This is a genomic window from Gelidibacter sp. (assembly GCF_035577925.1).
Lineage (GTDB): Bacteria > Bacteroidota > Bacteroidia > Flavobacteriales > Flavobacteriaceae > Gelidibacter.
This window is the reverse complement of record NZ_DATJCY010000404.1, coordinates 1-23,135: the sequence shown is the minus strand read 5'-3', so window position 1 is coordinate 23,135 and position 23,135 is coordinate 1. Positions and strand designations below refer to the sequence as shown.

General features: G+C 35.8%; 16 protein-coding genes and 1 pseudogene. 10 read left to right on the top strand and 7 right to left on the bottom strand.

From position 1 onward, the window contains the following. From VNJ50_RS15220 to VNJ50_RS15195, 6 genes are all read left to right on the top strand, one after another. The coding region (locus VNJ50_RS15220; protein WP_325583146.1) for a hemerythrin domain-containing protein at nucleotides 1-493 on the top strand (493 nt) is incomplete at its 5' end. Further along, on the top strand, nucleotides 480-1,289 hold the full coding sequence (locus tag VNJ50_RS15215; RefSeq protein WP_325583145.1) for a DUF2249 domain-containing protein: 810 nt from the start codon (nucleotides 480-482) through the stop codon (nucleotides 1,287-1,289). The genes VNJ50_RS15220 and VNJ50_RS15215, both read left to right, overlap by 14 nt. A gap of 1 nt (nucleotide 1,290) precedes the next feature. Continuing rightward, nucleotides 1,291-2,589 (top strand): hypothetical protein, encoded by a 1,299-nt coding sequence (locus tag VNJ50_RS15210; protein WP_325583144.1) that lies wholly within the window; start codon nucleotides 1,291-1,293, stop codon nucleotides 2,587-2,589. Beyond that, complete coding sequence (locus tag VNJ50_RS15205) at nucleotides 2,570-2,893, top strand: metal-sulfur cluster assembly factor (RefSeq protein WP_325583143.1); 324 nt, start codon at nucleotides 2,570-2,572, stop codon at nucleotides 2,891-2,893. Before VNJ50_RS15210 ends, VNJ50_RS15205 begins: the two co-directional genes overlap by 20 nt. 2 nt (nucleotides 2,894-2,895) lie before the next feature. After that, nucleotides 2,896-3,327 (top strand): RrF2 family transcriptional regulator, encoded by a 432-nt coding sequence (locus VNJ50_RS15200; protein ID WP_325583142.1) that lies wholly within the window; start codon nucleotides 2,896-2,898, stop codon nucleotides 3,325-3,327. A 226-nt stretch (nucleotides 3,328-3,553) separates the two neighbouring features. Further along, a complete protein-coding gene (locus VNJ50_RS15195; RefSeq protein ID WP_325583141.1) occupies nucleotides 3,554-5,638 on the top strand; it encodes a S9 family peptidase in 2,085 nt (694 codons plus the stop codon). A 101-nt stretch (nucleotides 5,639-5,739) separates the two neighbouring features. On the opposite strand, the gene VNJ50_RS15190 is transcribed toward VNJ50_RS15195, so the two are convergent. Together VNJ50_RS15190 and VNJ50_RS15185 are read right to left on the bottom strand one after the other, a co-directional pair. Next, nucleotides 5,740-6,111, bottom strand: a complete 372-nt coding sequence (locus VNJ50_RS15190; protein WP_325583140.1) for an amino acid permease — start codon at nucleotides 6,109-6,111, stop codon at nucleotides 5,740-5,742. After that, nucleotides 6,108-7,253, bottom strand: a complete 1,146-nt coding sequence (locus tag VNJ50_RS15185) for an amino acid permease (protein ID WP_325583139.1) — start codon at nucleotides 7,251-7,253, stop codon at nucleotides 6,108-6,110. The genes VNJ50_RS15190 and VNJ50_RS15185 overlap by 4 nt, the downstream gene beginning before the upstream one ends. Nucleotides 7,254-7,682: 429 nt before the next feature. On the opposite strand from VNJ50_RS15185, the gene VNJ50_RS15180 reads away from it, so the two are divergent. Continuing rightward, entirely contained in the window at nucleotides 7,683-8,111 is a 429-nt protein-coding gene (locus VNJ50_RS15180; protein WP_325583138.1) for a peptidylprolyl isomerase, read from the top strand. A gap of 75 nt (nucleotides 8,112-8,186) precedes the next feature. Here the strand turns inward: VNJ50_RS15180 and VNJ50_RS15175 are convergent. Beyond that, nucleotides 8,187-9,543, bottom strand: a pseudogene (locus VNJ50_RS15175) (UDP-N-acetylmuramate--L-alanine ligase). Nucleotides 9,544-10,482: 939 nt separating this feature from the next. Here VNJ50_RS15175 and VNJ50_RS15170 point away from each other — a divergent pair. Next, on the top strand, nucleotides 10,483-16,518 hold the full coding sequence (locus VNJ50_RS15170) for an alpha-2-macroglobulin family protein (protein WP_414652912.1): 6,036 nt from the start codon (nucleotides 10,483-10,485) through the stop codon (nucleotides 16,516-16,518). Nucleotides 16,519-16,626: 108 nt separating this feature from the next. Here VNJ50_RS15170 and VNJ50_RS15165 read toward each other — a convergent pair whose 3' ends face one another. Continuing rightward, nucleotides 16,627-17,604 (bottom strand): PLP-dependent cysteine synthase family protein, encoded by a 978-nt coding sequence (locus tag VNJ50_RS15165; RefSeq protein ID WP_325583137.1) that lies wholly within the window; start codon nucleotides 17,602-17,604, stop codon nucleotides 16,627-16,629. Between the two features lie 136 nt (nucleotides 17,605-17,740). Next, nucleotides 17,741-18,976 carry an ABC transporter permease gene (locus VNJ50_RS15160; protein ID WP_325583136.1) on the bottom strand — a complete coding sequence of 412 codons (1,236 nt, stop codon included), beginning with the start codon at nucleotides 18,974-18,976 and terminating at the stop codon, nucleotides 17,741-17,743. Between the two features lie 5 nt (nucleotides 18,977-18,981). On the opposite strand from VNJ50_RS15160, the gene VNJ50_RS15155 reads away from it, so the two are divergent. Beyond that, nucleotides 18,982-20,217 (top strand): DUF1343 domain-containing protein, encoded by a 1,236-nt coding sequence (locus VNJ50_RS15155; protein WP_325583135.1) that lies wholly within the window; start codon nucleotides 18,982-18,984, stop codon nucleotides 20,215-20,217. 82 nt (nucleotides 20,218-20,299) lie between these two features. On the opposite strand, the gene VNJ50_RS15150 is transcribed toward VNJ50_RS15155, so the two are convergent. Together VNJ50_RS15150 and VNJ50_RS15145 are read right to left on the bottom strand one after the other, a co-directional pair. After that, the gene (locus tag VNJ50_RS15150) at nucleotides 20,300-21,142 is read right to left on the bottom strand and encodes a sterol desaturase family protein (RefSeq protein WP_325583134.1); all 843 of its coding nucleotides are present in this window, start codon (nucleotides 21,140-21,142) and stop codon (nucleotides 20,300-20,302) included. Nucleotides 21,143-21,146: 4 nt separating this feature from the next. Then, nucleotides 21,147-22,046 (bottom strand): hypothetical protein, encoded by a 900-nt coding sequence (locus VNJ50_RS15145; protein WP_325583133.1) that lies wholly within the window; start codon nucleotides 22,044-22,046, stop codon nucleotides 21,147-21,149. 238 nt (nucleotides 22,047-22,284) lie between these two features. On the opposite strand from VNJ50_RS15145, the gene VNJ50_RS15140 reads away from it, so the two are divergent. Then, on the top strand, nucleotides 22,285-22,980 hold the full coding sequence (locus VNJ50_RS15140; RefSeq protein WP_325583132.1) for a class I SAM-dependent methyltransferase: 696 nt from the start codon (nucleotides 22,285-22,287) through the stop codon (nucleotides 22,978-22,980). Nucleotides 22,981-23,135: the final 155 nt, after the last annotated feature.

The following is a 23,135-nucleotide window of genomic DNA, read 5'->3' as shown; positions in this document are numbered from 1 at the left end:
AAATGTTCATCATCGTTATGTTCGAAAAAACTTACCGGATTTAACAGCTTATGCGCAAAAAGTAATGGAAGTACACAGTGCCAACCATCCTGAATTGGTAAGTATCAACAATCTGGTAAAAACCATTAATGACGATATGTTATCGCATCTGGAAAAAGAAGAGCAACGCTTATTTCCATTGCTCAAAATTCTTGAAAATGATAGTGAAGAAAACGCTTCAAAACGTGCTTTGACTTCCAAAGAATTTCAACATTTTATTACGCAACATGAAGCGGAACACGCTTCGGTTGGCAATGAAATGAACGAAATCCGAAAGCTGACCAATTATTACACCTTGCCAGAAGATGCTTGCGCAAGTTATACGCTACTCTATCGTATGCTTGATGAATTTGAAGACGATCTGGATTTACACATCCATTTAGAAAATAATATTCTTTTTCCGAAAGCCATAAAACTTCAAAATCAAGTCGCACATAATCATGAAACCCATTAATGCAAATACCAAAATTGCCCATCTTATAAAATCGCATCCCGATGCCATGGAAACCATTATCAATATAGATAAAAAGTTTGACAAACTTAGAAATCCATTGCTCAGAAAATTACTTGCCGGTCGGACCAGTATTGCTATGGCTTCAAAGATGGCGGGATGCGAAGTATCTGATTTTTTTAATGCACTTCAACCTTTAGGTTTTGAAATTGATATCCAAACTGAAGCTGTTATTGAAGAGAAAAAAGAACTGCCCGGATTTATCACCGCACTTAGAAAAAATCAGATTATCGATTTTGATGTGCGCGATTTGCTGGCTGCTGGAAAAGATCCGTTAACGTTAATTCTAGATAAAGTCAAAGCACTTAATGCGGGAGAAGCTTTAAAAGTCATTAATACTTTTGAGCCGGTGCCCCTAATTAAAATGTTGGAAAAACAAGGTTTTGACGTTTATGTCGATACTATTGATGCCGAATTGGTAGAAACTTATTTCTATAAAAAATCTGATGAAACGACCATTCAAGAAATTTCCACAAAAGGTGCAGATAGCGGATGGGATGCCATCACACAAAAGTTTGCCGACAAAATGATCACGATAGATGTGCGGCAATTGGAAATGCCACAACCCATGATGCGCATTTTGGAACAACTTGATAAACTTCCTGATAATACGGCACTTTATGTGTATCATAAACGCATTCCCGTATTTCTGCTTCCTGAACTTTCTGATAAAGGTTTTGATTATCGGATTAAGGAAATTAGCGAAGGCGAAGTACACTTGTTAATATTTAGAAATTGATATGTTTATTACTGGACCTACTAGCCCTATAAAAAACACATCGCACAACGTGGTGCTTCCTTTTTATGCTTATGCCGCGCTGTCGTTTTTAGTAGCAACCATTTTAATGCTTAGTAATGTTTCAGCATTTACGCAGCATTATTTTAATCCGAATATCTTGGCCATTACACATACCATGGCTTTGGGTTGGGGAACTATGATTATTTTGGGTGCGAGCCATCAATTATTTCCGGTAATGATTGAAGGAAAATTGCACAGTAACGTATTGGCTTATTTATCATTTGCCTTTGCGGCCATTGGCATTCCGCTATTGGTTTTTGCATTTTATGAATTTGATATGAATACCATCGCGTTAATGGGCGGTATGCTTATCAACCTATCGGTGATGTGTTATCTTGCCAATCTTGCGATGAGTATTTACCATAGTAAAAGTAAAAATGTGCATGCTGTTTTTGCGTTCACCTCGGTTATTTGGCTGTTCATCACTACTTTATTGGGATTGTTACTGGTTTGGAATTTCTCATCGAATATCTTATCCATCAACTCAATTAACTTCCTTTCGCTTCATGCACATCTGGGAATTATCGGATGGTTTTTACTCATGATTATTGGTGTTGGTTCACGATTAATCCCGATGTTTTTAATTTCGAAATATGAAAATCAAAAACGGTTGTGGCTAGTTTACTTCCTGATCAACGCAGGATTACTGAATTTCATAATTTTGTTTTTCCAATCGCTATCTGTTGCGTTTTATAGTATTTCACTGGGTTTGATTGGAATGGCTATCCTAATTTTCGGAAATCATATTTATTGGTCGTTCAAACAACGCATTCGGAAAAAAGTGGACGAACAAGTTAAAATCTCAATATTATCCGTAGCATTAACATTGGTACCAATATTAATATTGCTTATTATTATGATTATCTTGGCCAACGTAAATAGCTTACAGTTGGTCATGTTATATGGATTTACCATTTTTTTTGGTTGGATTACGACCATCATTTTAGGGATGACGTTTAAGACGCTTCCGTTTATTGTTTGGAACAAAGTTTATAAAAGTATTGCCGGATTAGGAAAAACGCCAAATCCCAAAGATCTTTTTAACAATACAATTTTCAAAGTGACTAGTGGATCTTATTTACTTGGATTTACAATTTTCGGTTGCGGAATTGTATTATCAAGTATTTTATTTTTGAATATTGGTGCCGTTTTTCTTTTGATTACCGCAGTACTTTATAATTTTAATGTGTTTAAAATCTTCTTTCATAAAGCAAAATTAAATGAATATAAAAACAAATAACATCGCGAAAATGGACATTGCCCTGACAGGATTGTACTTTGTCATGGATCCTGAAATTGATTTGAACATTGTAGATCTCGGCCTTGTCTATGAAATAGATTTTAAGGAAGACAGCAATGACATTGATGTGATCATGACATTGACCACACGGTTTTGTCCCATGGGCGAATCTATCGTAGAAGCCACAACAAAATCCATGAAAGAATCTTTTCCCAACTGTAAAACTCAAGTCAAATTAACCTTTCAACCACCGTGGGATCAAAGCATGATTTCGGAAGCAGGTCATGAATTTTTATCCTTATAATAATGTTGAGCAAAACTTGTAAAACAGCGATAAAGGCAGTTATTTATTTGGCTTCCAAAGAAGAAACCGGAGAAAAACTGGGCGTTAAGGAAATTTCGCAGGACATTAATGCCAGTGAACATACGGTAAGCAAAATTCTACAAAATTTGGTACGCCATAAAATCATCAATAGTACCAAAGGTCCTTCCGGCGGATTTTATATCACAAAAGAACAATGCTTACAACCCATCATCACTATTGTTGATACGATTGATGGCAAGGATTTATTTAACGAATGCGGTTTGGGTCTGAGTAAATGCTCTTGCGAACATCCTTGTCCGATTCATGATGAATATAAAAAAGGAAGGGAAATTATTGAGAAATTATTCCGAACCAAAACAATCAACACACTTTCAGGACCTGTAGAAAACCAGCTGGCACATCTCACCGATTGAGGTTTTTTATAAAATTTTGATCTTCCATCAGTTTTAAAAATTCTACTGTTATGATGAAAAGGAAATCATATTTTTCAATTCTTTTCTTAAAAACTGTGCAACAATTTGAAATTCACATCAAACCTTTCAAATTTACTCGGAAATGGTCAATCTTGTTTAAACTTTCATTTTCTTAATTCCCAATTTCAAGTAACTTTACTTTTTACTAAACTTTAAATACATTCTCATGATTTTCAAATCTTCAAAAAGAATACTTCCCGTATTTTTATTAGCTGCATTTTTTATTGCAACAAGTACAACAACCGCTCAGGACAAACTTAAAAAGATGCCAAGATACGATCAGTATCAACAAATGTCATCGCAATTATACAGTTCGGTGAAAAGGATATCGCCTAATGTTAATTGGAGTGCCGACGGAAAAACCTTTACTTATATTGATGACGGTCAGCTAAATACTTATGATGTAGGACTCAAAAAAGTGATTAAATCGGAAGAATTTACACCAGCCCCAAGATCTCAATTTTCAAGAGGTGATCGTCCAGAACGCGGCCGTCAATATGCCTCGGCAATTTCTCCCGATGAAAAGTTTAAGGCGTTTACTAAAGATAGAAATATGTACATCAGCAATCCTGATGGCTCCAATGTCACTGCAATCACTACGGATGGCAACGACGAAAATCAGATAAAATACGGCATTGCAACTTGGGTTTATGGTGAAGAACTTGATCAAAATACTGCCATGTGGTGGTCGCCGGACAGTAAAAAAGTAGCTTTTTATCGATTTGAAGAAAAAGATGCCACCAAATATTATGTGCTCTATCACCAAACAAAAATACAAGACTCGGTAGAAGTTGAGGCCTATCCAAAAGTGGGCGCAAAAAACCTTCCTGTTGATTTGTTGGTTTATGATTTAGAAACTAAAAAAACAACTGTTCTTGATACGCGCGACGGCCAACCTTATAACGATGGGGCTATCGGAACGTATTTGTATGACATAGAATGGTCGCCAGATGGTAAAGAATTGCTTTTTCATAGCACCAATCGCAAGCAAGATATTATGGAATTGAAAGCTGGTGATCCGGAAACCGGAAAAACCCGAGTTGTGGTCAGGGAAGAATGGCCAGCAAGTTTTACCCTCAATTCTCCTGAATTCTACAAACTGAAAGACAACAAACATTTTATTTGGATGTCAGAGCGCAACGGCTTTAAAAACTATTATTTGTATAATTTTAACGGAAAATTGATCAACAAAATTACCGATCACAATTTTGAAGTGCGTAGAATTGTAGACGTCGATGAAGCCAAAAAACTCGTTTATTATTTAGCAGCAAGTGGCGACAATCACATGAAAATGCAGTTGCACCGCGTTAAACTTGATGGTAAAAATGATGTGCGATTAACCGATCCAGCATACAATCACAACGTCATTTTATCGCCTAATGGTAAGCACTTTGTTGATATTGCACAAACGCACAACATCGCTCCTTTTATGAATTTGATGAACGATAAAGGAAAAGTAGTTTCTGAAATTGTAAAATCTGATTGGTCAAAATTCAATGAATTAGGCTTAAAAACTGTTGAAAGATTTCAATTTACATCAGCCGACGGCGAAACGCAATTGGATGGTTTGATTCATTTTCCATCGGATTTTGATCCTTCAAAAAAATATCCATTGATTTTAAGTAATTATGGCGGACCAAGTACAAATGCATTTACTGAAAACTTCACGTTGCCAAGCCCAATCACTGAATTTGGATTTTTAGTGGTCAATATCGACGGAAGAAACGTTGGTGGACGCGGTAAAAAAATGCTCGATAAATTGTATGGCAATTTAGGAATTGTCGAAATGGACGATTTCGCCGAAGGTATAAAATCATTGTACAACCGCCCATATTTTGATAAGACCAGAGTTGGCGTTTATGGCACTTCGTATGGTGGCACCGTGGCTGCAATGAGTTTATTAAGATTTCCGGAAGTTTATCATGCAGCGGTTGCAAATTCAGCAGTAACCGATTGGAGAAACTACGATAACATTTATACAGAACGTTACATGAACCTTATTGAAAACAATAAAAAAGGTTATGATGCCTCCAATTTAATGAGCTATGCCAATAATCTGAATGGTGAATTGATGATTTTTTATGGCACCAATGACAATAACGTGCATCCGGCAAACTCATTGCAATTGATTCAAGCGCTACAAAAAGCAGGCAAAAGCTTTGAAGTTCAAGTGGGTCCTGACCTAGGACATACGGCAGTAAATTTCAGCAGAATGATGGAGTTTTTTATTCAACATTTAATTCTGAAATAAAAATTTAAACACCTAAATTTAAATTTTAAGAAAAGCATTTGATTGGAAGTTAATCGAAAACCAGACTTCTAATGAAGTGCTTTTCTCATTTTTAAAAGTCGTTATAAATTTTGTTCATCATCATTTAATACGCTGTGTCTTTTACTGTAAATAAAATAAACCACAATCCCGATTGCCATCCAGATAATAAACCGGAGCCAAGTGATCCAAGGCAGAGAAAACATCAAATAACCACAGACTATTATCGCCCCCGAACAAACAAATTTATAAGCTGGCACTCGAAATTTCCGAACTCTATCCGGCTGTTGCACTCTTAATATCCAAACGCCGATAGCCACGAGGACAAAGGCAAATAACGTTCCGATATTGGTCAGTTCCGCCACGGCACCAATATCCATAAATCCTGCCAAAAGTCCGACCAATAAACCTACTACTACTGTCGAATAAGCCGGTGTTTTGAATTTTTTGCTCACCCTACTGAATTTTTAGGCAATAATCCATCACGGCTCATTGAATAGAAAATACGGATCTGTCCCATTTGCATGACCAATAAAACTGTTGGCATGGTGAGTGTAATTCCCAATGAAATAATAAATGCGACTTTATTTTCGCCAACAGCATTCAGAGCTGCCGAAATAGGTTTTTCATTCGCAAGAATATCTAAAGAGACCATTCCGGTCAACACAGCCGATACGGCAATATACAAGATCGTACAAACGATTAAAGCCGCGATCATCCCAATCGGCAAATCTCGTTGCGGATTTTTAGTTTCTTCAGCAGTCGTACTCACAGCATCAAAACCGATATAGGCAAAAAACACAAGAGCCGCGCCACTCATAATCCCATTCCAGCCATTGGGAGTAAAATTTTGCCAATGTTCACTTGGATTGAAATGTGGAAAACCAAAATATAAAAACAATCCTACAAGAAGTAATTTTATCATAACCAATACGGAGTTGGTTCTTGCCGATTCCTTAATACCAATAATAAGCAATACTGTCACCACAAAAGTGATGATGAGCGCTGGTAAATTTAAAAGAGAAATTTCATGCGGCATACTACTTATCTGATCGCCCAGTCGTGTGCCCAACGCACCGGTTAGTGGATGCCATTCGCCATTAGGCAATTGTACCAATTCTGTTCCTGTTGACGCCAGCAAATACGGCGGCAAATGAATACCTAAACCTTGTAAAAGATCTTTAAAATAACCGGCCCAACCAATGGCAACCGCAACGTTTCCGATAGCATATTCCAAAATCAAATCCCAACCAATAATCCATGCAATAATTTCACCAAAGGACGCATAGGCATAGGTATAAGCGCTGCCAGAAACAGGAATCATGGACGCAAATTCGGCATAGCACATCGCCGCAAAACCACATGCCAAACCCGTAATTACAAAACTGATGGTGATAGCCGGTCCTGCTCCCAAAGCATCTCGAGTTCCTGCTGCTGCTTCACCTGTCAATACAAATATACCTGTGCCAATGATAGCACCGATGCCGAGCATGGTCAAATCGAAAGCAGTCAATGTTCTTTTTAAGGAGGAAGTTTCGGAGTCATGGCTAAGTTGAGCTACCGATTTTCTACGGAAAAGCGACGAATCAAATTTCATCTACAACGTTTATTAAGTTAATAATCAGTGAGAAATTATAAATTCACATCTAAATTAATTTATTTTTTGCGATAATGAGCTGAATTTAATAACTATTTTAATTCAGAAAAATCACTTTAACTAAAGTCGAAATTGATGTTAAAATCGATACTAATATCAAGAGAAGTCGAAATTGAAAATCAGTGTAACCGTGTAATCCGTGTCCAAAGAAAATCAGTGAAAAATCATCTAAATCAGTGTCATCTGTGTTCGAGCAATAAAGCTGAAGTGAAACAATAAACTACTGTATTTCTGGATGGTATTGCAAAGTATCAATACCATCTTTTTACGTTAAGCTTTTCTTAATAAAACTTGATTAAAACATTAAAACCTTGTCAGCACTTATATAAATTATAATTTTGCAACTTATATAAATATTAAAAAGGATTTATGAGCCAAGTAAAAGAAAATGATACGGTAAAAGTACATTACACAGGAAAATTAACCAACGGACAAATTTTTGATAGTTCACTCGAACGAGAACCTCTAGAAGTTACTTTAGGCGAAGGCCAACTGATTCCTGGTTTTGAAAATGCGCTTATCGACATGAAATTAAACGACAAAAAAACCATCGAAATAGCTAAGGAAGAAGCGTATGGCGATATTTTGGACGAATTATTTCATCAAGTACCAAAAGACCAATTGCCACAAGATATTGCACCAGAAGTTGGGATGGGATTAGCTTCCCAAGCACCTGACGGCACTGAACATCAATTTAGAGTTGTGGAAGTTCAAGACGATTATATTGTTGTGGACGGCAATCATCCGCTTGCTGGTCAAAATTTAGTTTTTGAATTGGAAGTGGTCGAGATAAAATAAAATTAGATCCCTATATAATTTAAAAAGACATTAATTCCCATTAATGGCTTTTTTCATTCATATTTTTAAAGAACTTTATACCATCAAACTTTTCACTTCGTCAAAGTTTAAACCACCATAAGTTCCTGAACTCATCAATAACAACGCTTTATTTTCAAAATTTTGTGAAAATAAAAAGTTCTTAAAATCATCGGGATTGGTATAAATAATTAAATCGTCGCGTTCAAAGGCTTTGGCAATTTGATCTTTGGTGACTTCTTTTAGTTTTTTAATCTCAACAGCGTGTGGCGAATAAAAAACAACAGCAACATCGGCAACATCCAATGTATTTTTATACTCCTTTAAAAAATCGGCATTCAAACTACTGTAGGTGTGCAATTCCAAACCAGCAATAACTGTTCTATCCGGAAATTGCTCTTTTACGGCTTTGGTACTGGCTTTCACTTTACTTGGCGAATGTGCAAAATCCTTAAAAGCAATACTGTTTTTTACCTTCAGCTCATTTTTCTAAGCGTTTACTAGTGCCCTTAAAACTTGCAATGGCTTCATAAAAATCGTCTTCATCAACACCCATGTGTTGGCAAATCCATTTCGCACCTGCCAAATTGTTCAAATTATGTTTTCCAAAAACTTCAATTGGTAACGGACCTTCGGGAGTTTCTAAAAGTGTTTTGCCATTTTCAACCGTATATTCTGGTGTGTGATAAGGCAACTTTCTAATGGTGTTTTCTGAGTCTTCCACTACCCTTTTCACTTCGTCATCTTCTTCATTGTAGGTAATGCTTCCGCCTTTAACAATGCTATCCACAAAAATTTTGAACTGCTCCAAATAACCTTCATAAGTTGGAAACACATTGATATGATCCCAAGCAATCCCACTTAAAAGTGCGATATTAGGTTGATATAATTGGAATTTTGGACGTCTATCAATTGGCGAGCTCAAATACTCATCGCCTTCCAAAACAATAAAATCATTGGTATCGGTCAACTTTACCATGATATCAAAACCATCCAATTGCGCACCCACCATATAATCCACATCAATATCGTGATATTGCATCACATGAAGAATCATGGATGTAATCGTTGTTTTACCATGACTTCCGCCAATGACCACACGAGTTTTGTGTTTGGATTGCTCATATAAAAATTCTGGATAACTGTAAATTTTCAATCCCAGTTCTTGTGCTCTTAAAAGTTCAGGATTATCTGCTTTGGCGTGCATTCCCAAAACAACAGAATCAATAGTGGTGTTGATTTTTTCAGGAAACCAGCCAAAATTTTCTGGCAATAAACCTTTTTGTTTTAATCGCGATTTGGAAGGTTCATAAATCTCATCATCACTTCCAGTTACCTGATATCCTTTATTGTGTAAAGCTATGGCAAGGTTGTGCATGGCACTGCCACCGATAGCTATAAAATGTACGTTCATAGTCTGTTTTTCAAAGCTTCAAAGATAGTTTTTTGATACGAATTCACGAATGATTTTTAGGGTGATATTGATGAACTGAATTAAAATTATAACAAAAAGTCTCACAAAGAAATAGCACAATATCCCTTTATTGGAACAGAACGCTGATGACACTGATTTTGCTGATTAGCACTGATATCGCGTTAACATAGCAAATTAATAACTTTGCGCTTCTTGCGAGAACTAATTTCACTGAGATTCAAGGAGTTTTTGTTTTTTAGACACGAATTACACTAATTACACGGATTTTACTCTGCGGTTTTGCGCCTCTGCGACTTTGTGTGCATAATTTCACAGAGCTCCATGGAGAAAACACAGAGATACACGGAGTTTTGTTATAAACTAATTGCGCGAATTTCACGGATTTTACTCTGCGGCTCTGCGACTCTGCGTGCATAATTTCTCAGAGCTCCACGGAGAAAACACAGAGACTCACAAAGTTTTGTTAGACATTAATTGCGCGAATTTCATGGATTTTACTTGGCGCCTCTGCGACTTAGCGTGCATAGTTTCACAGAGATTCGCCAAGAATAAACAGATTTCATAGTAAAAACACCTTTATCAAAGTACTTCAAAGCTTTATATAAATTCGCAAAACCTTCTTCCGTTTTTGCAAATTTTTTTTCAAGCAAAAATTGTTCTGCTATTTCAAATTCTGTCGGGCCATTGGCAATCAACATGTAAAGAGAAAAAAGACAATGAATTTCATACAAAATGCTCTGAATCCAAAAATAAACATTGTTGTGGTATTGTTTTTGCGTAATTGACAAAAAGATAATAAAAACAAACTTCTAAAAGCATTAACTTCACACAATGGAAATAAATTTGGTGCTTTTCGTCGTTGTTAAAACACCAATGAGTTTCCAAAATAATTCTTTTTAAGAATTTAAACCTATCCAAATGATGAAACATTTTATAACATTTTCTATGATCTTATGCTTTTCACTTTTCACTCAAGGTCAATCCAATACTTACGAAAAACTATGGAAACAAGTTGAAAAACTAGAATCTGAAGGTTTAACAAAATCTGCTCTGGAAGTTGTGGAACAGATTTCAAAACAGGCCGTTACCGACCAAAACACGTCGCAACAAATTAAAAGTTTATTTTATAAAAGTAAGTATGCACTCATTTTAGATGAAGATGCACAATTAAAAATTGTCAACGACTTTAAATCACAAATTGCTAAAAGTAACGCGCCAGCAAAAAATATTCTTGAAAACCTACTTGCCAATCTTTACTGGCAATATTTTCAGGAAAATCGTTATCAATTTTATGGCAGAACACACACAGAAAACAAGGTAAATACAGAAGATTTCAGAACTTGGGATTTACAGACGTTGTTTGCAGAAATTGACGTTTATTATCAAAATTCGCTTAAAAACGAATTAATACTTCAACAAACCCCATTGTCAAATTATGACGCACTTTTGCATTCTGAAAAAGATTCAAAATTATACCGACCAACACTTTTTGATTTTTTAAATCAGAATGCGCTTAAATTTTATGAAACCAATGAAAATAGTATTAGTCAACCGGCTTACAAATTCACGATTGACAATCCTAAATTTTTAAGTGAAGCTAAGATCTTCTCAGGATTGAAAATTACCGATCAAGATTCGACGTCGTTACAATTAAAAGCTCTGAAAATTTATAAAAATTTAATCAACTTTCATCTTAATGACAAGGATCCTCATGCCTTGGTTGATGTGGATATTCAACGTTTACAGTTCATTAAAAACAATGCAACATTTAATGATAAGGATGCCATCTTTTTGAACACCCTTAAAAAAACATTTGAAACTTATAAAAACCATGAAGTTTCTACACTTTATAATTTTGAAATAGCTTCACTATACTATCAACAAGGTCAAAATTTTGACCCTAAAACCAATACTGAAATGCGTTGGAAACTCAAAGATGCCATAGCAATTTGTGATGCTACAACAACATCTTTTCCTAAAAGTAAAGGCGCAGAAAAATGTATTATTTTAAAAGAAATCATTTTAAAACCCTCCTTGCAATTAACGGCCGAAAACACCATTCCTGTTCAGGAAAACAGCCGATTATTAATCCAATATTCTAATATAAAGAATTTAAAATTTAAAATTTATAAGCTTTCGGAATCAGAATTAGAGAAATTCAATAAAATTTACAGAAAGGAAGAGCGGTCTTCATTTATTAAAAACCTGAAAGCCCAAGAAGAGTGGCAAAATGTGCTTATAGATGAAAAGGATTTTCAGGTGCATACCACAGAGGTCATGGTTCCAAAACTGAACAATGGGCATTATCTTATCGTAGCCACACCAGATTTTTCAAAAGGCGATTTTCTTGCCTATAAAACTATTCAAGTGACCAATATGGCATTGGTAAGCAAATCAGATATCAATAGAGAGCTTTTTCAATTGATCAATAGATCCAATGGAAAACCTATCTCCGGTGCCAAAGTGACCGTCAAATATCAGGTAAACTATAATAACGAGTTCAAAACAGAAAATTTTCAGACAGATAGGAATGGTGAATTCAGTTTAGAAAATTCGGAAAACCGTTTTTATAATATGGACATCACGGCGACTTATAATTCGGAAACTGCATACTTCAAAAATTATTATAGCAATAGCTATTACCGTCAAAAAGAAAAGGAAGACCAAATTAGTTATGCACCGTTTTTATTTACCGATCGCAGTATTTACAGACCCGGACAAGTTGTTTATTTTAAAGGCATTGCCACAAAAAGAGAAAACAACAAAACAAGCGTTTATGCCAATCAACCTGCAAAAGTGATCCTCAAAAATGTGAATGGCGAAGTGGTTAAGGAACTGGAACTCAAAACCAATGATTTCGGATCGGTTGCGGGAGAATTTATCTTACCTAGTAACGGATTAACGGGCAATTTTAGTCTAAGCATCTTCGCTGGAAATTACGGTTACACGAATATTTCTGTTGAAGAATACAAGCGTCCAAAATTTGAAACCAAATTTAATCCTGTAACCGAAACCTTTAAAGTTAACGATTCGGTCACGATAAAAGGAACAGCATTAGCTTATGCAGGAAGTAACATTACGGATGCCAAAGTCGTTTATCGTGTGCATCGTAAAGTCCAATTTCCGCGTTGGTATTATTGGTACCGACCTTGGTTTAACAGTCAACCTCAGGAAATTGCACATGGCGAAAGCATCACGGATAAAGATGGTAATTTTGAAATTACCTTTAAAGCCATTCCCGATGAAAGTGTGGATAAAATCAATCTGCCAGTGTTCAATTATGAAATCATAGCCGATGTGACCGATCTTAATGGCGAAACCCGAAGTGCTACAACCATTGTAAATGTGGGTTATCATGCGCTTTTAGCTACGATTGGGATCAACGGACAATTGGATAAAACGATAGGAAACCATCAACTTGCAATAAGCACAAAAAACCTAAATGGCGAATTTGTACCTGCTCAGGGCACCGTCAAAATTTATAGACTTACAGGGCCAAATCAAGTTTTAAGACCACGTCCATGGGCTGCACCAGATTATCAGTCATTGTCTCGTGAAGAATTTAAAAAATTATTCCCGCATGAAGCTTATCAAGATGAACACAATCCAGAAACTTGGGAAAAAGGAAAAATGGTTTTTGAAGCCAATTTTGATACGTCCAAATCGAAGGAAATTAAATTGGAAAATCTTAAAAAATGGGATTCTGGCAATTATATCGTTGTTTTGGAAAGCACCGACAAATTTGGGCAATTGGTAAAAGACGAAGCACGGACTTTTATATTTAATTCAGAAGACAAAACGCTTCCGGACCATCAATTGTTTAGTGTCAGCACCGATCAATCTATTTATAAAGCAGGTCAAAATGTACTTGTTACTTTTGGAAGTGCTGCCGAAAATTTAGTGGTAACCATGGATGTAGAAAAAGATCAAAAAATCATCAAAACTTACATAATTCCGTTAAGCAATAATAAAAAAACAATTGCTATTCCGGTAACTGATACTGATTTGGGCGGATTTGCAATCCATTACAGTTATGCTGCTTTTAACAGTTTCCAATCGGGCACACTAGCTATTGCTGTTCCTTATCCAAAATCTGAATTGACCATTGAAACCAAAACTTTCAGGGATCAATTGCAACCTGGCCAAGACGAAACTTGGAGTTTCAACATTAAAGGTCCGCAAGGTGATAAAGTAAGTACTGAACTTTTGGCGAGTATGTACGACATGTCCTTAGATCAATTTCAACCGCATCAATGGCAGTTCAGTCCATTATTTCAACCGCATTATTACAGCCATAACCAACGACGAGCCGTGGAAAGTTTTGGAAATGGAGGGTTTTATGTCAATTTGCCTACCAATAATCCGAGTTATCAACAGCAAAATTATGACCAATGGAATTGGTTTGGCTTTTATTTTGGAAATAGAGGATATAACCTAATGCAAATGAGAATGGCAAAAGGAAAACCTGCGGCTGCCCAGGCAGAAGCAATAATGGTAATGGAGGATTCTGTTGAAGTAGAAGAAACGGCATTAGCGGAATATTCTATACAAAATCAAGTAGCTAACCCTCCTGCGCCACCTGAACCAAAAGAGGATTTAGAATCAGTTGCTATTCGGAAAAACCTTCAGGAAACTGCTTTTTTCTTTCCACAATTGCAAACCGATGCCGATGGTACTATTACTTTTAGTTTCACAACACCAGAAGCATTGACCAAATGGAAATTACAACTGTTGGCACATACCAAATCTTTAGAAAGTGCAACGACTTCTTTAGAAACCGTCACACAAAAAGAATTGATGGTCATACCCAATGCACCGCGTTTTTTACGTCATGGCGATGTCATTTCTATCAGTACAAAAATTGCAAATCTTACAGAACAATCATTATCTGGCGAAGTGGTTTTACAACTTTTTGATGCGATGACCGGCCAATCTATTGATGCAAAACTCAACAATTCGAACAATAGAAAAACGTTTTCAGTAGATGCTAAAGGGAATACGCAAATGACCTGGCAATTAAATATTCCTGATGATGTGGATGCCGTTCAATATAAAGTGATTGCAAAATCGGGTATTTTTAGCGATGGCGAACAGAATGTACTTCCCGTACTTTCCAACCGCTTGTTGGTAACAGAAACCTTGCCGATGTGGATTCGCTCTAATGAAACCAAAACATTTACTTTAGATAAATTGGCTTCGACAGGCTCAGCCAACAAATCTTCGACTTTGAAAAACCACAAGTTGACTTTGGAAATGACTTCCAATCCGGCGTGGTATGCGGTTCAAGCTTTGCCTTATTTAATGGAATATCCGTACGACTGTAATGAGCAAATTTTTAGCAGATATTACGCTAATGCTTTGGCCAGCCATATTGCCAACAGCAACCCACGAATTAAAGAGGTTTTCGACCAATGGGCTTCACAAGATGCTCTGATCAGCAATCTTGAAAAAAATGAAGAACTGAAAAATATTCTGATTGAGGAAACACCTTGGTTACGCGATGCCGAATCCGAAACTGAACAGAAAAAACGCATTGCATTGCTGTTTGATCTGAATAAAATGACCAACGAATTGCAATCGGCACAACGGAAACTTCAAAATAACCAAATGAAAAACGGTGCTTGGGCGTGGTTTGAAGGCGGACAACCCCACCGATTTATTACGCAACAAATCATTTCAGGTTTTGGACATTTAAAACAACTTAACGTCAACGTTGATAAAATAGCTTCGGATGCCATGATCAAAAAAGCCATTAGCTATTTGGATGCTGAATTTGTTCAAGAATATAAAGATCTTCGCAAATACGATAAAAATGTCGACCTCAACAAAGATCATTTAAGTTATACCCAATTGCATTATTTGTATATGCGCAGTTTTTTTCCGGAAATTGCAAAAAGCAAAGAGGTACAAACTATTACCGATTATTACCAAACGCAAATTCAGAAATACTGGTTAAAACGCTCGTTATATGCCAAAGGATTGATGGCGATGGTTTCGCACCGCACCAAGGATTCAAAAACGGCTAATGCCATCCTAAAATCCTTAAAACAAAACAGCATTACTTCCGCTGAATTGGGCATGTATTGGAAAGATAACAAAGGATCTTGGTTTTGGTACCAAGCGCCTATTGAAACGCAAGCACTAATGATTGAAGCGTTTTCGGAAATTCAAAATGACATAAAAACTATTGATAATTTAAAAATCTGGTTGCTCAAAAACAAACAGACCAATAGTTGGAAAACCACCAAAGCCACCACCGAAGCGGTTTATGCATTGTTATTGCAAGGTAGCGATTGGTTGAGTGTTACGGATGCGGTCGATGTTGTTGTAGGTGGCGAAAAAATCAATCCTGCACAATTAGAAAATGTAAAAGTAGAAGCTGGAACTGGTTATTATAAAACCTCTTGGAACAATTCTGAAATAAAACCAGAAATGTCCAATGTGACCTTAACCAAAAAAGGTGATGGTATTGCATGGGGAGGCTTATACTGGCAATACTTTGAGGATTTAGATAAAATCACCTTTGCAGAAACGCCATTAAAATTGAATAAAAAATTGTTCTTAAAAACCAATACCGATAGAGGTGAGCAAATTTTAGAGATCACACCACAAACTGATTTAAAGGTTGGCGATTTGGTACGCGTTCGCATCGAATTACGAAGTGATAGAGCTATGGAGTTTGTACACATGAAAGATATGCGTGCGGCAGGTTTTGAACCGGTCAATGTGCTATCATCTTATAAATACCAAGATGGTTTGGGCTATTATGAAAGTACAAAAGATGCAGCCACGCACTTCTTTTTTGACTATTTACCAAAAGGTGTTTATGTTTTTGAATATGATTTGCGCGTAAATAATAGTGGCGATATGAGCAATGGCATTACCACCATTCAAAGTATGTATGCCCCTGAATTTACGAGTCATAGCGAAGGTGTTCGAGTAAAAGTAAATTGATTTTATAAAGAATCTTAAAAACAAAAGCGTCATGAATTTAAATATTCATGACGCTTTTTACTATCTATACTTTTCAATTTCAAAAGTATTATAAAAGTGGTTTCTTAATTACAAATACCCCATGTTTTTCATCCATTCGTCATTGAACATTTTGCCAACATAACGGCTGCCATGATCATGAAATAACACGACAACCACATCGTCTTTAGTGAAATGTTTTTTTAATTGCAATAATCCTTTGATTGCTGCACCAGCAGAATTCCCTAAAAACATACCCTCTTCCTTGGCCAATAATTGGGTATAAACTGCAGCATCCTTATCAGTCACTTTTTCAAAACCATCAATAATACTGAAATCGACATTCTTAGGAAGTATATCTTCACCAATACCTTCGGTGACATAGGGATAAATTTCTTTTTCGTCAAAAATACCGGTTTCATGATACTTTTTGAACACACTGCCATAAGTATCAATCCCCCAGACTTTGATATTCGGGTTTTGTTCTTTCAAATATTTGCCCACACCAGAAACCGTTCCGCCTGTTCCAACGCCAACTACAAAATGAGTAACTTTTCCATCGGTTTGTTTCCAAATTTCTGGACCTGTACTTTCATAATGTGCTTTGGTATTGCTTAAATTATCATATTGATTAACGTACCACGAATTAGGTATTTCTTCACTCAGACGTTTGGCAACCGAATAATAACTTCGTGGATCAGTAGGGGCAACATCCGTCGGACAAACTACAACTTCTGCACCAACGGCGCGAAGGATATCCATTTTTTCCTTGGATTGTTTATCAGAAAGTACAAAAATACATTTGTAACCTTTTACGATGGCCACCAATGCCAATCCCATACCTGTATTCCCAGAAGTACCTTCAATAATGGTTCCTCCAGGTTTTAATCGGCCATCAGCTTCTGCATCTTCAATCATTTTAACGGCCATTCTATCCTTAACGGAATTGCCAGGATTAAAAGTTTCGTATTTTGCCAGAACCAAACACGGCAAATCCTTTGTTAAGCTATTGAGTTTTACCAAAGGTGTATTACCAATGGTCCCAAGTATATTTTCTGCGTATTCCATGTATTTAATTTTAAGATTGTAAAGGTACAAGGATTTTTTGAGTTACTACATAGTGTTGCAATAAGGCGCGACAATCCACAGAAAACTTGCCAATAAAACTAAAACTAATCTCTATCCACTACCCTTTAGCAACTATTTAATCAAATCGCATCGCTCTGACTGGAGAAATTTTTGTAATGATGATTGAAGGAATCAAGAGCATCAACAAACACATGATAAATGTTCCAAAATTCAGTATCAAAACATAACTTAAACTTAAATATACTGGCACTTCTGAAACATAATACACTGCTGAATTCAAAGGTATCACGCCAAAATATTTTTGTGTTAATAACAATCCCAAACCGATTAAATTCCCCCAAAATAGTCCAAGCCCGATTAAATAAGTGGCATTATACAAAAATATTTTTCTGATGCTCCAATTATTACTTCCCAACGATTTTAAAATACCGATCATTTGGGTGCGTTCCAAAATAAGGGCCAATAAAGCAGTGATCATATTAATTCCAGCTACCAAAATCATTATTCCGATAATTCCGTAAGTGTTTTTATCAAAAACACCAATCCACTCAAAAATGGAGACATATTTTTCCTCTACAGTGACCGCATCAAGATCTGAAGGAATATTTTCGTAAATTTCTATACCCTTAATTTTAATTTGCTCGAAATCGTCAATAAACACTTCAAAATTGCCAATCTGATTTTCGCTCCATTTATTAAGGCGTTGCACATGACGGATATCGGAAATCACAAATTTCTCATCCAGTTCCTTAAATCCAGAGTTGTAGATTCCTACAATATCAAAAGCTCTTAACCAAGGCATTTGATCAATATTTTCTTTTTTAAAAACAGTTTGAAAACTATCGCCCACCTCAAACTGCAACCTATTGGCCAAATACTCCGAAATCAAAACTTCGTTGTTCATTTCACCAGAATAATCAGGCAATCTTCCTTTAATCAAATACTCTTTAAAATAGGTCCAATCATAATCTAAACCAACACCTTTAAGAACAATCCCTTCAAAATCGGTTGCAGTACGCACCACACCAAACTTGGTTGCAACAGCCTGTATATGTTTAACACCTGCTATATTTTTGAATTCCGGATAAAAATCTTGTTGCTTTTGAATGGGAATTTCAGACTCATCAGAAGCATTGCTATCAAAATTTGTAATGGTCACATGGCCATTGAACGCCACGACCTTATCTCTTATTTTTTGTTGAAGGCCAAAACCTGTAGCAATGGCAATGAGCATGACCACCATACCTATAGCAATCGCCACAATACCAATTTTGATAATTGGTGCTGATACACTACTTTTATACGCTTTACTGCCAATAATGCGCTTAGCTATAAAAAACTCGTAATTCAAAATTTATGATACAATTTAAGAACTTCAAAAATACATTATTCCCCATAATAATAACCTCTGTTTTAGTTTTGATTTCTTGTGGAAAAGGAACAGCAAAAAATGAAACAGAAATTCCAAAAGAAGAAGAAACTAGTCGGCAAACTATAAAAGTTGGCGCCAACCAAACGGAAAAGTATCTAAAGCTACTTAAAGATAAACAGGTTGGAGTTGTCGGCAATCAATCGAGTGTTATTTTTAACGACCATGGTTACACGCATCTTGTGGATTCATTGTTAAGTTTGAATATTGATGTAAAAAAAGTATTTTCTCCAGAACACGGTTTTAGAGGAACAGCTGACGCCGGCGAAGAAATAAAAGATGGTTTAGATCCTAAAACCGGATTGCCAATAGTTTCACTTTATGGCGATAATAAAAAACCAAAACCAGAGCAACTTAAAGGATTGGATATTTTAATTTTTGACATTCAAGATGTGGGCGTCCGCTTTTACACCTATATTTCTACTTTACATTATGTCATGGAAGCTTGTGCCGAAGCCAATATTCCGTTATTGATTTTAGACCGACCAAATCCTAACGGACAATATGTGGACGGACCGATTTTAGAAAAAGTTAATACCAGTTTTGTAGGCATGCACCCTATTCCTATTGCCCATGGAATGACAATAGGTGAATATGCACAAATGATCAACGGTGAAAAATGGCTGAAAAATGAAATACAGTGCCCTTTGACAGTTATTACTATTGAAAATTACAACCATCAAATGCATTATAGTTTACCAATTAAACCATCTCCAAATTTACCAAACGACCAATCCATTGCCTTATATCCAAGCATTTGCTTTTTTGAAGGAACTAATGTCAGCTTGGGTCGTGGCACTAATAAACAATTCCAGGTTTTTGGAAGTCCTGATTTGGACAAGGATTATTTTAAATTTAGTTTTACCCCGCAACCCAATGAAGGCGCAAAAACACCACCACAACAAGGAAAACTTTGTTATGGAAGGGATTTATCCAAAGTTGATGTAAAACCCGGAATTGATTTGCAATATCTTATTGAAGCCTATAATCATACAGCGGACAAATCGAAGTTTTTTAATTCGTTTTTCGTGAAATTGGCAGGCACCAAAAAACTTCAGGAACAAATAGAAAAAGGCGTTTCAGAAAAAGACATCAAAGCTTCATGGTCAAAAGGACTTGAAGATTTTAAACTTGTACGCGAAAAATACGTGCTGTATAAATAAACTTTCTTCTGAAAAGTTTATGAATCCACACCTGATATTTTTGAATATCAAATGACCAATAATATTAAAATTATAGAACCAATCATTCAACAGAATCTGCTGTAGTGGTTGGTTTTCTGTATTTATGAAAAGGTTGTTTAAGTAATTCCCCAATTTTTCCATTCGCCACTTCATCTGGAAATGTATCCACACCATAAATGATTTTCTCTCGATCCAAAACCATAAACGTACCAAAAAGCCGATCCCAAACAGAAAATATATTGCCATAATTAGAATCGGTATAAGGCAACACATAATGATGATGTACCTTGTGCATATCTGGCGACACCAAAAAATAGCTCATCAGCTGATCTATTTTTTTAGGCAATTTAATATTGGCATGTGTAAATTGTGTGGCCACCAATGACAACGATTGATAAAGAAATACCAAAGCAATTGGTGTACCTATAATGAAAACCCCAAAAAGCGTAAACACAAATCTTATGACACTTTCCAAAGGATGATGGCGGTTGGCCGTAGTTGTGTCGACATGATGATCGGTATGGTGCACGAGATGAACCATCCATAACAGTTTGACGCGATGCTCAACAAAGTGCGGCAAATAAGCACCTGCAAAATCGAGCAGCATCACGCCCACAAGAGCGTACAACCATAATGGCATTTCGGGCAACCAATTGATAATTCCAAAATCATTGATTTTAACCCAATCGGCGGTTTTTAACAATAAAAACGCCAATCCAAAGTTGACAATTACCGTTGTAATGGTAAAAAATATATTTGGAACAGCATGCTCCCATTTTTTATAAGAAAATTTAAACAATGGCAATAAGCCCTCCAATACCCAGAATAAAGTGATTCCACCAACAAGAATAATACTTCTATGAAGCGACGGAATGGTTTCGAAATACGTGATTATGGTTTCCATCGGATTAAGATTGTAGTTTAATTATTAATTCAGCTCTCTTCAAATCTACTAAAGAAACTTCACTTTTCCACAATTCTGCGTTTTTTTCATCCTTTTGAAGCTGATATGACGTGTAATACAAAAAAGCTAATAACGCCTTATTGGTTTGATCTATTTCGGAAGTCTGTATTTTTTTGAGCTGTCGCTGTACTTTTCTTGGTTTATTTTTCAAAAGGAATTTTGATAAACCCAACAGCTTTGCTTTTTGCTCAAAATTGCCGTGCTCTTCCAAACGGCTGTCAGGCAAAAAAGCGATGGCTTCGTCCAAATACAAATCAGATATTTGAATGATATCTTCCCTAACATTATTATGGACCAATATGGCATAATCAAAATACTTAGAAGCCAATCTGAACGCTGTTCCAAAATCTTTCTGTAACAAATAATTTCTCAAATCAGCATTTAGAAACGAAGTGTTTAGTGCATATTTGCTTAAAAATTTTGACAGATTAGAATACGCTTCAAGACCATCTGACGTGTTGATAATATTCAAATTTACATCCACTATTTTGATATTATCATCTTCAAATTGGGCCATATAAGTTCGGCTTCTCGTGTTTTTAATCTGTTCATAAAGTTCAGAATAAACACGTTCATTAAGTTTAACGGGTACAAAATAATCCCAAATAACACGGTTGATTTCGTCATAATCAAATAAATTTTCGACGAGAATTGTATTTCCCTTTTCATCATTCATCAACACCGGATACGGAATTAAAGCGGCATCTTCCCAAATCATTAATAGAAATTTATTCTGAACCAATGCCACGCGTTTGGCGGTTTCCAACGAGGTTAGCCATTCTTGTGAAAAACAGAAATTAAAAATTCCGATGGATAGCATTAAAAAAAGAATATTTTTCTTCATGATGAATTCAGGGTTTATTCTACTTAGGGTTCTCCTTAAAATTATAACACATAATATATAACGTGTCTTTTTATTTAATTTGACATCTGCTCGTTTTTTGATTCACAAAGTTGGTTTCATTTACTTATCCCTATCTTTGCGAACTTTAAAAAACGTTATACATCGCCTTTGGGCTATAAAAATAATACAATTAAAACTTTAGATTTCCGTATTGGATAGAAATTAAAAATAGATTTCAATGAACGACATTTTTGGAAAAGCATTATTAGATTATTACAACGGAAATTACACCGAAAACATCATTACCTCAACAAATATTTCCGAAGACGACGAAATGCCTTTGGATTATTTGTTTAGAGATTATAAAGACATGTCCAAACTTGAGCAAAAATCTTTACAACTTGCCAAAGGACGGATTTTAGATGTAGGTTGTGGTGCAGGTATCCATAGCTTATACCTTCAAAATAAGGGCTTTGATGTTAAAGCGATAGATATTTCTAAAGGCGCTATTGAAGTTGCACAAAAACTTGGAATTAGAAATGCTGAGCAGATTCCTGTTTTGGACGAAACCGAAAAGTTTGATACCATTTTACTGATGATGAATGGCACCGGAATTTTTGAAACCCTCGCAAAAACACCACATTACCTTAAACACCTTAAAACCTTATTAAATCCCAACGGACAAATTTTAGTCGATTCTACAGACATTAAATACATGTACGAAGATGAGGATGGCGGTTACTGGCAGGATCTTAATGCTAATTATTATGGTGAACTTGATTACCTTTTGAGCTATAAAGGTGAAGATGCCGACCTCATCACTTGGTTATATTTAGATTTTGAAACCTTATCATCTGCTTCTGAAAAAGCAGGACTACAATGTGAATTGATCATGGAAGGTGAGCATTATGATTATTTAGCGCGGATATTTTAATAAATTTCAACTACATGTCATTTTTAAACACATAGATACATAGTTTTTCTATGTGCCCATGTGGTTAAACTCTCAATATAATCATTTTAAAGATTTAGTTCGCCACTTGTTTTTTTAAACACATAACATAGTTTTCTCTATGTATCTAAATACCT